Below are 11465 nucleotides of genomic sequence, written 5' to 3' on the forward strand. Positions count from 1 at the left end.
GGAGCGACAATTGATGTAATTCGAGAATACATCCAAAACCAAGAAAGACCCGACTGAAAAGGCGTGCTATCCATCTCCATCTAAATCACAGATTATAGATGGAGAATTCCGCACATTTAGTTAAAAACCAAAAGCGCACAGCAGCAATGGTTGCTTGAAGTTTCGAAACGCTGGCTGAGTGTTGCAGAATGGTTAGCGCATGTGATTCCACATCCAGATGATCCGCAGCAATGGCTGTCTGCCAACTATCGTGATGTGGTGCTGAGCAAACTTGGTGAAGGTCGTATCGGTATCTTAGGAGATGCGGCTCATGCCATGAGTCCGCAGCTTGGACAAGGCGCCAATATGGCGCTGCTCGACGCATGGGCCACCAGTCAAGCCCTGCTTCAATATCAACAGGATTTCTCACTGCAAAACCTCTGGCAGCAGTATCATCAACTGCGGTTGCCGTCCGTGCGGTTTTACCAATTTTTTAGCCGCCTGCTGACACCGTTTTATCAATCACATCATCGCTGGACAGCGCCGCTGCGTGATATTTCATTTCGTGCCATGTATCAGCTGCCGTTTTTCCGCAAAGAAATGGCCATCACGATTTCTGGCTTAAAAACAGGTGCATGTGGGCAAATGAATTATGCCGACATAGCCCGCAAGTCTGCAGATGATTCTGCGGCTGAACTGCGCAATTTAAAATTTGATTAAGAATTAACTCCCCATCATTCTCTTGATGGCTTACACTATGATGCTGCTCAAATGCTGCGGCATTTATTTTTTGATTTTTGAATTGGTGAAATCCTCATGAACAACCTGCAATGGCTCGATGAAGTAAAATTTAACGAACAAGGCTTAGTGCCTGCTATTGCACAGCATCATCAAAGCGGACGCGTATTGATGGTGGCATGGATGAACCGTGAAGCGTTGGCGCAAACTGCAGAAAAAAATCAAGCGGTGTACTTTTCACGTTCACGCAATAAGTTATGGCATAAAGGTGAAGAATCTGGCCATTTCCAAACCGTGCATGAAATCCGTTTGGACTGTGATGCTGACGTGATTGTGCTACAAATTGAACAACATGGCGGCATTGCCTGCCATACCGGTCGTGAGTCGTGTTTCTATCGCAAACTTACTGCCAATGGCTGGGAAGTTGTCGATGCGCAATTGAAAGATCCGGCTGCAATTTATGGTGCAAAATCAGCAAATCCACATACCCTTGCGATGAATGCGTCCAATGTACAATCTGAGCAAGTCGAAGTACTCGACTACTTAGGTAAAATGATGGCTGAACGCAAACAAGCCGACCCTGAATCCTCTTATGTGGCAAAGCTTTACCATAAAGGTCTGAATAAAATTTTAGAAAAAATCGGTGAAGAAAGTGTTGAAACCATCATTGCCGCTAAAGATTTTAAAATCGAAGCCAATGAAGACAACAAAAACGATCTGATTTACGAAGTGGCAGACCTTTGGTTCCATACCATTGTAATGCTAGGTTATTTCGATATTGATCCACAATTGGTACTTAACGAACTCGCTCGTCGTCAAGGCCTTTCCGGTTTGGTTGAAAAAGCCAACCGTCAGCACTAAGACGCAACCGTGCCAGAGCTTAAAAAACCGACCGCGACCTATGAGCAGGCTACTGCCATAGATAACGCACGTCTAGGCAAATCATTTAAAGTGATCGCCTATGCTGGCACAGGTAAAACCACCACACTCCAAATGATCAGTGATGCCATGCCTCAGCGGCGTGGCATGTACTTGGCCTTTAACAAAGCCATTGCCACCGAAGCACAGAATCGTTTTCATCAAAATGTCGACTGTCGAACCTTCCACTCATTGGCTTATCGTAGTGTTCCACGTGGAGTGACTGATAAACTGCGTCTACCACGTTTAAGTCCCAGTTTTATTGCCAAAGAATATCGACTAGAACCGATCACCCTACGTCGTATGATGGGCGGTCGTTATGAAAAATATGTACTCATGCCTTCGCGTTTGGCGAGTCTGGTGGCAAATGCTGTTAGTTATTTCTGTTCGACCAGTTCACAGTACCCTGCCCCACGACATCTACAAGCACCGAGTTGGTTGCATCCTGACGATATCGAAAGCTTACAAAAGCACTTATATCCTGCGATTGAACGTCGTTGGTTAGAATCGATTGATCCGAACCATGCAGCAGGGATTGGACACGATATTTATTTAAAACTTTGGGCTTTGTCTGAACCGAATATTCCTGCGGATTATGTGCTGTTCGATGAAGCTCAAGATGCTGACCCACTAATGCTAGGGATTTTACTGAAACAGCGGAATACCCAAGTCATCTATGTGGGCGATGCGCATCAACAAATTTATGCATGGCGTGGCGCAGTCAATGCCATGCAGCAACTCCCTTTACCCGAATCACGTTTAACCACGTCGTTCCGTTTTGGTGAAGAAATTGCCTTGAACGCCAATGCTCTGCTGGGCGCATTGAATGAAACCGTGCCGTTATTGGGTAATCCGCAGCTCAACTCTAAAGTGGTCAATAAACCGCATACCAAGATGCGCGATGCCATTTTATGTCGTACCAATGCACGTGCGATGGAACTGTTATTGGCAGGTTTGGTCAAAGGTGAAAAAGTCAGCCTGCAAGCAGATCATGCACGACTCAATCGTTTTGTCGATGCTGCAGCCATGCTCAAGCAAGGTAAACGCGTGGTCGATGTCCCAGAGCTTGCATGGTTTAACTCATGGCATGATGTACATGAATATTGCGAGACCAATGACGGCAGCGATATTAAACCGCTAGTGAAGTTGGTCGATGACCACGGTACTGACCCACTGAAAAAGGCGCTGGCGAAAATCACCCCGATTGATCAAGCCGACTACATCATCTCGACCGCCCATAAAGCCAAAGGTTTAGAATGGGATCGGGTACATATTGAAGATGACTACCAATTTAAGCTCAACGATAAAGATTATAAAATTAGTGACGAAGAGTTACGGTTACTTTACGTGGCCTGCACACGTGCTAAAGTAAGTTTAAATATCCATCATATTTATGACTTGATGCAGCACTTAAAACGTCAAATGCCTAAATCTTTGGCACAAGCGGTCAGCTAGTATGATGACAAAGGTGAATAAACAATAAATCAGTAAAAGGTGCACCATGAAAATACAATCGATTCAACTCAAGCACACCCTTCATTTTACTGATATCACCCTCAATTTTAATTATCACGATCTGCCGATTACCTTAATTTTGGGTGATCAAAGCTCCGGAAAAACCTCCCTACTGCGCTTTAGCTACCAGGCCCTCACTTGGTTTGCTGCACGCTATAAAGATTTGCGTACCGCAGGTGTGGTGATGCTCGATCAAGACATCATGTTAAATCGCTTACAATCGAAACTTGATATTCAGGTCAGTTTTCCCGAAGACATTGGCGCATTTCAGCTTTCAAGTGATCAGCAAGACCAAGACCCACAATGTTGTTCATGGCAACTGTATAAAACATTAAACAGTCAAGGCGTCGGCCTCAGTAAGGCCGAAACACAGCAATTGGAATCGATGGTTGCGCTGTATCAAAAAGCCCTCAAAGCTGATCCGTTACAAGGGCTGCCGCTCATTGCCTATTACCCTGCTGAACGCTTCGTCAACGACGTAAATATTCTCAATAAAAATAATCCTGCTATTTTTCAGCCTTCACATGCCTATGAAATCTCGGCCATTCCCTTTACCACTTTTATTCGTTTTTTTGAGTGGTTTCGAGAAATATCCGATATAGAAAATGCACAAAGTGCCGAATTAATTCAAAATTTATTACATCCAAAAAACCCAACTGACTCATCCAACACATCTGACACGCCACTTTTTGGACAAAAACTGGCGCAAGCTCAGGCCGATCTACACGCGCCGTCACTCAGATCATTAAAACAAGCCTTAGAGACCGTGTTGCCCGATGTGACCAATATTTATCTGCAATATCACCCTAGATTACAGTTAATGGTCTGCTATCAAGGCAAAGACATGTTGTTTCAACAGTTGTCGAATAGTGTCCGCAACCTTGTGGCCTTAATTGGTGATATTGTGCGTCGCCTGTGCCTACTCAATCCTCATAGCTTATATCCGTGCCAAGAAGGTGACGGTATTTTATTGATCGACGCCATAGACCACCAACTCGATCAAAACATGACTCAAGTGATTTTGACCCGTTTAAATCAAGCGTTTCCACGACTCCAAATCATTGCCAGCGGCAACCGTCCTGAACTGCTGGAACAGGCTTCTCGTTTTCAGTGCTTACAACTACAGAATAAAAAGCTCAGTGAGATTCAGCCTGAAAAACTACAAGAAACTTATGATCAGATTTATCAGCAGTTGCAACTCGGATCAAAGGTATCGCTTCCAGCCAAAACTGAAGAGACTGAATTAAATGAGCCACTGAACAGCCCAGATACGATCCAGCACATGTTGCAATTAATCCAGACGCAACTGACCGAGCAACAGCAACAAGAATTGGTTAGGGCTTTATCACAGCGGGGTGATCAGGACGTTACGATCCAACCGCTAAGTTAAAAAAACTGAGGCTGATTAAGTGAGCGTAATCCATAGCCTCGATGTTTAAATATTCAGCAACAAGGCCGCAATAGATGTCTAGACAGTTTCGTCAGGCGTATAATGTGTAAGTGGTTCATAAAAAAGATTGATGTTGTTTTACGCATGTAATATGATCGGTTTTATTTGCAATTTTCATAGTAACATCGGAAATTGCTATCGCTTTACGAGTTGCGCAACACAGCTTGTTTTTAATTTTTTTGACACACATGGCTTTCAAGATTGAATTTTTGGACTGCTCTTTGCTGTCCTGTAATCCTTGAAAGATGAAATACACCTAGGTTTCACCGCCTAATCATGACAATGGATACGAGTGTGCTACCGATTATTATATTGTTACCGTTAATACTAGGCACAACACTTGTCTCGTGGTTGAAGCAATTCTCTCGCGGGGTAACAGCTTTAGGGGCGATTGGCGTCAGCCTCAGCAGTTTAGTTTTATTATTGAGTCAGGCCCCAGATGTCTTTAATGGCAAAACCATCATTCAAACTTGGCCGTGGCTCACTCAAGTTGGCATTGATTTCAGTTTCCGTCTCGATGCACTGGGCTTGTTGTTTTCCCTGCTCATTACGGGAATAGGCACCTTAATTTATATCTATGCCTACTATTATTTAAGTCCAAAGAATTCGCTCAGTAAACTGTATGTTTTATTGATGCTGTTCATGGCTGCCATGCTCGGCATTTCATTGTCTAATAATTTAATTTTATTACTCATTTTCTGGGAACTCACCAGTATTTCATCTTTCCTATTGGTCGGTTATTGGAGCAATTACGACGCTGCTCAGCGTGGCTCTCGTATGGCTTTGACCATTACAGGCATGGGTGGTCTATGTATGTTGGGTGGTTTTGTTCTGTTGGCGCAAATCACGGGCACCTATCAGATTGATCAAATCTTGACGATGAGTAGCCAAATTCAGCAGCATCCGCTTTTTGTACCTGCACTGCTATTGATTTTAATGGGGGCATTTACCAAAAGTGCGCAGTTCCCTTTCCATTTTTGGTTGCCAAATGCCATGGCAGCACCGACCCCCGTCTCAGCTTATCTACACTCTGCTACGATGGTGAAAGCCGGAATTTTCTTGCTTGCACGCTTATTGCCAATCTTTGCAGGCGCGGCGTTGTATCACAACTTGGTCACCTTTATTGGTTTGTTTACCTTATGTATGGCGGCCTTCTTTGCCATTTTCAAAGAAGATTTAAAAGGGCTGTTGGCCTATTCCACCATCAGCCATTTAGGTCTGATCGTTTGTTTACTCGGGATCGGTTCTCCCCTCGCAGTTGCCGCTGCTATTTTCCATATCATTAACCATGCAACCTTCAAAGCAGCCCTATTTATGATCGCGGGGATTATTGACCACGAATCAGGTACACGTGATTTACGAAAACTCTCTGGTTTATGGCAATTACTTCCGTTTACAGCAACGCTGACCATGATCACTGCGGCCTCTATGGCAGGTGTACCATTAACCAATGGTTTCCTTTCTAAAGAGATGTTCTTTACTGAACTTTTGGCCAACCTGACTGGGCCAGTGATGATCGTGTCAGCCATCATTGCCACCTTTGCCGGTATCTTTGCTGTCGCGTATTCGGTACGTTTGGTTCATGGGGTATTTTTTGATGGTCCACTAGGGAAAGATGTTCCCAATAAAGAAGCGCATGAACCACCGTTTGGCATGCGCGCACCAGCAACCTTACTGGCTGCTTTATGTATTTTAGTTGGACTCTTCCCTGCGTTATTGGTTGAGCATATTGTCAATAGTACCGCGCGTGCGAGTATTCAAAATACTGCGTTTGAAGGTACACATTTAGCGATTTGGCATGGTTTAAATGCACCCCTTTTGATGAGTGTGATTGCACTTTTAGGTGGTTTAGTTTTCTATTTCGCATTGGCAAAGGGCGGCAAATTACGCCGTATCGATTTGGATCCTCTTTTGGGCCGTTTGCAAGGTAAAGTGCTGTTCGACTTATTTTTAAAGCATCTTTTACTCAGCTCAAGAAAGTTCCGTCGCTTTACTGAAAATGGCAAATTACAAAGCTATTTATTGTGGATTTTAATCTTTAGTGTAGCCATCGTCATTGTTCCATTTTGGCTGCAAGGTATCGGCACAGGCAGCCGTGAACTGATACATGCACCAATCATCGCAATCGTTCTGTGGCTATTATTATTCTCTGCATGTTGGATGATGCTTTGGTTCCACCATGAACGGATTAAAGCCGTCCTCATCAGTGGTGCAGTCGGTCTGGTTGTGACTATGGTGTTTATCTGTTTCTCCGCTCCAGATTTGGCGCTCACGCAGATTACTGTTGACGTGGTGACCACCGTGCTCTTACTCATGAGCTTATCATTATTACCACAGCTCACACCTTATGAGTCGAGTGTGTCTCGTCGTTGGCGAGATGCAATAATTGCGATTATTGCAGGTTTAGGGATCGCATGGATTTCATGGCTGATCATGACCCGCGATCATAATTCCATCTCATGGTTCTTTATGCAGCAATCCATCCCACTTGGTGGTGGTACCAATGTGGTCAACGTGATCTTGGTCGACTTCCGTGGCTTCGATACCTTTGGTGAAATTACCGTACTGGGAATTGCCGCAATTGGTACGCTGTGCATGATGGATGGTATGCGTGCTCATGGTACCACCATTACGCAAGGTCTGACCTATCGTTTTAATCCGTCACCACTGATGTTCCGTATTACATCATCATGGATTTTGCCTTTAGCACTCGTCATCAGCTTATATATTTTCCTACGGGGTCATAATTTACCAGGCGGTGGCTTTATTGCAGGCTTAATTACCTCTTTAGCCTTAGTGATTCAATATATTGCGCTCGGCCAAGACCGTGCTGAACAACTGATTGGTGCAAAATCAGGTCGCTTATATGAAGTTTGGATTGGTATTGGTTTAACCATTGCGGGGCTGACAGGTATCGCGGCTTGGCTATGGGGGCGTCCATTCCTGACCAGTGCTCATATCTATGTATCGCCACCCATTTTAGGTGAAATGCACCTTGCCTCCGCTGCCCTCTTCGACACAGGTGTCTACATCACCGTTGTGGGCGCGACGATGTTAATGATTTCCGTCTTAGGCGACTCGCGTCACTCGAGTATGTCTGGTCCAGTTCCAAGAGGCGAATAAGATGATTAGTTTAGAATTTTTACTCGCTTCAGCCATTGGCTTACTGACTGCAACAGGGGTCTACCTGATTTTGCGGGCACGTACCTTTCCTGTCGTACTGGGTTTAGCCATGATTGGCTATGCCGTGAACTTATTTTTATTTGTCATGGGGCGTATTCATGTCAACGCACCTGCCGTGTTAACTGAAACCACCAAAGCGACCGATCCTTTACCACAAGCCTTGGTCCTGACAGCCATTGTGATTGGCTTTGCGACCACTGCCTTTATCGTACAATTGGCTCTGCGTAGCCGCTATGAAACTGGAACAGATCATGTGGACTCCAAAGAAGAAATACCGCAAATTGACCCGCGGGAGGATGAGCCATAATGCATGACTTCATCCAATTTTGGACTACGCATAGCCCGATTTTCAGTATTTTAATTCCTGCAATTACTGCATTTATTTTAGTCCTGCTGGGCAACCCCGGTTCTGGCTCGTTGGCGCATGACTGGCGACAACCTTGGCGTCGCGGAATCAGTTATGTCTCTGGTATCCTCGGACTGATCACATCCATCAGTTATTTGATGATTGCCAGCTCTGGTCAAGTTTTGGTTTATAACTTGAGTGAATGGGCCGCACCATTCGGCATCGTTTTAGTCTTAGATCGACTCTCTGCTTTCATGTTGGTGCTAACCTATGGACTTGCTGTGCCAGTGATGTGGTTTGCTAGCAAAGAATGGGACGAACGTGGTCGTTATTTCCATGCCATGTGCCATTTCTTACTGATGGGTTTGTGTGGTGCGTTCCTGACAGGCGATTTATTTAACCTGTTTGTGTTCTTTGAAATCCTGTTGATGGCATCATATGTTTTGCTCTTACATGGTCAAGGCAAAGCACGTTTTCAGCTTGGTATTCATTACGTCACCATTAACCTATTTGCCTCTGCCCTCTTCCTGATTGGACTCGGGATGATTTACGGCAGTGTAGGTAGCTTAAATATGGCTGATGTTGCACGACTTATGCCTTTGCTTGAAGCGGATCAACATCGTATTGCTGTGGCTGGTGCATTGTTACTGTTCACTGTCTTTGGCATCAAAGCTGCAATGCTGCCTGTAGGGTTCTGGTTACCAAAGACCTATGCTGTGGCAACCACGCCTGTCGCAGCCTTATTCACTATAATGACCAAGGTCGGCATCTATGCCATTCTCCGTGTCAATGGTACTGTGTTTGACGATGGGATTAGCCGTGAAATCTTACAACAGTGGTTGTTACCGATTGGCTTAGTAACCTCGCTCTATGGTGCCTATAGTGCTATCGGAACGGATCGCTTACGTCGTTTTGTCGGTTTTATGATTTTGTCTTCTATCGGGACAATATTGGTTGCGATTTCACTCTTTAATACTGATGCATGGGCTGCGGGGCTTTATTACCTGATTCACAGTACCATCATTGGTGCAGCTTTTTATATTCTCTCGGGTTGGATTACCTCACAACGTGGCGAATTTAAAGATCATTTTAAAATTGCGCCCCGTATGAAACAGCATAATACCGTTGCTGTTTGCTATTTCATCATTGCGTTGATGATGGCTGGTCTACCGCCATTTAGTGGATTTTTGGGTAAAGTATTTCTCTTACAAGCAACGGCCAACTCACCTTACCAAATCATGATTATTTTGATCGTATTGTTGGTGAGTTTACTCAGTATTATCGCATTCACCCGAGTTGGTTTTGTGCTTTTCTGGCGTTCATCTCGCCCAGAAGATGATATTGATACTGAAGAATATCAGCGTTATCAGGCTTTACCGAATAAGGCTCCGCTTCGTAATGACAAAACCATTTATCTGCTGTTAACAGCGCTCGTGGGATATATGGTTTTTGCTGCGCCGATCTATGACTATACCTACAAAACTGCACAGCAAATTCAAGACAATCCATTATATGAATCATTGCTGCTAAAAAAGGATGAAGAAGGTCAAATCATCAGTGTTCAACCTTATGATCCTGAAAATTTACCTGAAACTAAATATGGTGGTGAATCAGCCGATCCAAATGCACACCTCATTCCTGCATTGATTGCACCTGAAACTCTACATGGCGAGCATATTTCTGAGTATAAGCAACGCCAAATTCAAGGACAGCAACAAGAAGAAAAACTACCTGAAGAGACCCAACTAAAACCGATGGAGGCACCTTAACATGGCGAAAACATCTGTATTAAATCGCTGGTTTCCGCATCCATTGGTATCAGTCATGGTTGGTCTGAGCTGGGTGATGTTAGCGCACAGTCTAGATGCGGCCACACTCTGCATGGCCTTGGTTTTAGCCATTGTTATTCCACGATTGGTTCGCCCTTTTATTGACCGAACGCCGAATATCAACTGGCTGGCAGCATGTAAATTATTCTTTGTGGTGCTGTGGGATATTATTGTCAGTAATATCCATGTTGCAAAATTAGTCCTTGGGCCAACACATAAACTGCACCCGAAATGGTTCCGTGTTCCTCTCGATACACAGCATGAGGAAGTCAATTCTTTACTTGCGATGATCATCACCACCACACCCGGTACAGTGTCTGCTGGGATTGACCAAGACCGTGGTGATATTTTGGTCCATGCGCTGAGCACGGATGACCCTGAAGCGGAAATTCAAACCATTAAAGAGCGCTATGAACGCCCTCTCATCCTCATTTTTGGCGCTGATACAGGAGAATCCACATGACAATTTTACCGTATGCGCTTGGCATCTGTTTAGTTGCGGTGACGATCTCGATGTTACTGTGCCTCATCCGCTTAGTGATGGGACCCTCAATCGTAGACCGACTACTTGCTTTAGATACCTTATTTTTAAATGCCACCTGTTTAATTGTCATTTTAGGTATTTATTGGGCAAGTACATCGATGTTTGAGGGGGCATTATTGGTTGCCATGCTTGGGTTTGTGTCTACAGCCGCTTTAGCACGCTATTTCACCACTGGCCACGTGATCGACTAGGAGTCCATTAATATGCAATTAGTCATGGAAATTTTGGTCTCGATTTTTTTGGTTATTGGCGCTTTTTTCATGTTGGTCGGCGGTATTGGCATGGTTCGCCTACCCGACTTATTTATGCGTCTGCACGCACCGACCAAATCGAGCACCTTAGGCTTAGGAAGTTTTCTAATTGCTGCAATTATTTATGCAGCATTTCAAGGTCGTTTTGGTTTTGCAGAGATCTTGATCACGCTCTTTGCCTTTATTACAGCACCGGTTTCTGCAAACCTTATGGCGCAAGCGGCATTACATTTACGACTTCGCTCGATGAGTGGTGATGCACCAGAAGCTCTCAATCGCCCTCTTCCTTGGCAACGAACTCGGCGCCGTGCCTTTCACTCTAAAATCCATTCAAAACCGGAAGATCTGGATTAATTCCAGATCCAGTTTTGTTTATGTCTTCGAGCTAAAAAATTCTTTGATTCGCATCCACATTTTTTCAAATACGCTACTTTGAGCCATATATTGCAAACGCTTTTGGTTATATGGCGTCGTTTTTAAACCATATTTTTCAGCTAAATCAATCAGCATATTTGTTTCATAACTACTTTGAAAATGATCAGACCATTTAGGCTGATATTGACTCATCTCAAGATTCGCCAATTCTTGACATCCTCACCCCCTTAAAAGAGGGTGATTCCTACAGCTAGACGCTTATGCCCAAGCGCAAGAATGTTTAGAGCTGAGTTTATATCTCGATCATGAGCTGTACCACAGCTCATGCACTCCCATT

General features: G+C 44.4%; 11 protein-coding genes and 1 pseudogene. 10 read left to right on the plus strand and 2 right to left on the minus strand.

Features of this window, described 5'->3' with window-relative positions; translation table 11 throughout:
• Positions 1-120: 120 nt before the first annotated feature.
• The 10 genes and pseudogenes from FTU05_RS16195 to FTU05_RS16240 all read left to right on the plus strand — a co-directional run.
• A pseudogene (locus FTU05_RS16195) lies at positions 121-699 on the plus strand (FAD-dependent oxidoreductase); the annotation flags it as partial.
• A 96-nt stretch (positions 700-795) separates the two neighbouring features.
• Positions 796-1578, plus strand: a complete 783-nt coding sequence (gene hisIE / locus FTU05_RS16200) for a bifunctional phosphoribosyl-AMP cyclohydrolase/phosphoribosyl-ATP diphosphatase HisIE (protein ID WP_180009539.1) — start codon at positions 796-798, stop codon at positions 1576-1578.
• Between the two features lie 9 nt (positions 1579-1587).
• Entirely contained in the window at positions 1588-3090 is a 1503-nt protein-coding gene (locus FTU05_RS16205) for a UvrD-helicase domain-containing protein (RefSeq protein ID WP_180009538.1), read from the plus strand.
• A 46-nt stretch (positions 3091-3136) separates the two neighbouring features.
• On the plus strand, positions 3137-4540 hold the full coding sequence (locus tag FTU05_RS16210) for an AAA family ATPase (protein WP_180166050.1): 1404 nt from the start codon (positions 3137-3139) through the stop codon (positions 4538-4540).
• Positions 4541-4882: 342 nt separating this feature from the next.
• Complete coding sequence (locus FTU05_RS16215) at positions 4883-7723, plus strand: monovalent cation/H+ antiporter subunit A (RefSeq protein ID WP_180077227.1); 2841 nt, start codon at positions 4883-4885, stop codon at positions 7721-7723.
• A 1-nt stretch (position 7724) separates the two neighbouring features.
• Entirely contained in the window at positions 7725-8090 is a 366-nt protein-coding gene (locus FTU05_RS16220) for a Na+/H+ antiporter subunit C (RefSeq protein ID WP_078189407.1), read from the plus strand.
• On the plus strand, positions 8090-9898 hold the full coding sequence (locus tag FTU05_RS16225; RefSeq protein WP_180166052.1) for a monovalent cation/H+ antiporter subunit D: 1809 nt from the start codon (positions 8090-8092) through the stop codon (positions 9896-9898). Before FTU05_RS16220 ends, FTU05_RS16225 begins: the two co-directional genes overlap by 1 nt.
• A 1-nt stretch (position 9899) precedes the next feature.
• Positions 9900-10421 carry a Na+/H+ antiporter subunit E gene (locus FTU05_RS16230; protein ID WP_180012108.1) on the plus strand — a complete coding sequence of 174 codons (522 nt, stop codon included), beginning with the start codon at positions 9900-9902 and terminating at the stop codon, positions 10419-10421.
• A complete protein-coding gene (locus FTU05_RS16235; RefSeq protein ID WP_078189410.1) occupies positions 10418-10693 on the plus strand; it encodes a monovalent cation/H+ antiporter subunit F in 276 nt (91 codons plus the stop codon). Before FTU05_RS16230 ends, FTU05_RS16235 begins: the two co-directional genes overlap by 4 nt.
• Positions 10694-10705: 12 nt before the next feature.
• Positions 10706-11107 (plus strand): Na+/H+ antiporter subunit G, encoded by a 402-nt coding sequence (locus tag FTU05_RS16240; RefSeq protein ID WP_180012110.1) that lies wholly within the window; start codon positions 10706-10708, stop codon positions 11105-11107.
• Between the two features lie 18 nt (positions 11108-11125).
• On the opposite strand, the gene FTU05_RS16245 is transcribed toward FTU05_RS16240, so the two are convergent.
• Both FTU05_RS16245 and FTU05_RS16250 read right to left on the minus strand, forming a co-directional pair.
• Positions 11126-11320 (minus strand): hypothetical protein, encoded by a 195-nt coding sequence (locus tag FTU05_RS16245; RefSeq protein ID WP_180005485.1) that lies wholly within the window; start codon positions 11318-11320, stop codon positions 11126-11128.
• Between the two features lie 35 nt (positions 11321-11355).
• Positions 11356-11465, minus strand: a 110-nt coding sequence (locus FTU05_RS16250; RefSeq protein ID WP_179994364.1) for a zinc ribbon domain-containing protein, incomplete at its 5' end; no start/stop codon positions are given.

Source organism: Acinetobacter sp. YH12049 (assembly GCF_013419875.1).
In the GTDB taxonomy this organism is placed as follows: domain Bacteria; phylum Pseudomonadota; class Gammaproteobacteria; order Pseudomonadales; family Moraxellaceae; genus Acinetobacter; species Acinetobacter amyesii.

Bases quoted from the DNA above. Each gene is read 5' to 3' on its own strand.
- FTU05_RS16220 (WP_078189407.1), top strand. From the start codon at position 7,725: ATGATTAGTTTAGAATTTTTACTCGCTTCAGCCATTGGCTTACTGACT.
- FTU05_RS16245 (WP_180005485.1), bottom strand. From the start codon at position 11,320: ATGAGTCAATATCAGCCTAAATGGTCTGATCATTTTCAAAGTAGTTAT.
- hisIE (WP_180009539.1), top strand. From the start codon at position 796: ATGAACAACCTGCAATGGCTCGATGAAGTAAAATTTAACGAACAAGGC.
- FTU05_RS16240 (WP_180012110.1), top strand. From the start codon at position 10,706: ATGCAATTAGTCATGGAAATTTTGGTCTCGATTTTTTTGGTTATTGGC.
- FTU05_RS16225 (WP_180166052.1), top strand. From the start codon at position 8,090: ATGCATGACTTCATCCAATTTTGGACTACGCATAGCCCGATTTTCAGT.
- FTU05_RS16235 (WP_078189410.1), top strand. From the start codon at position 10,418: ATGACAATTTTACCGTATGCGCTTGGCATCTGTTTAGTTGCGGTGACG.
- FTU05_RS16210 (WP_180166050.1), top strand. From the start codon at position 3,137: ATGAAAATACAATCGATTCAACTCAAGCACACCCTTCATTTTACTGAT.
- FTU05_RS16230 (WP_180012108.1), top strand. From the start codon at position 9,900: ATGGCGAAAACATCTGTATTAAATCGCTGGTTTCCGCATCCATTGGTA.
- FTU05_RS16215 (WP_180077227.1), top strand. From the start codon at position 4,883: ATGGATACGAGTGTGCTACCGATTATTATATTGTTACCGTTAATACTA.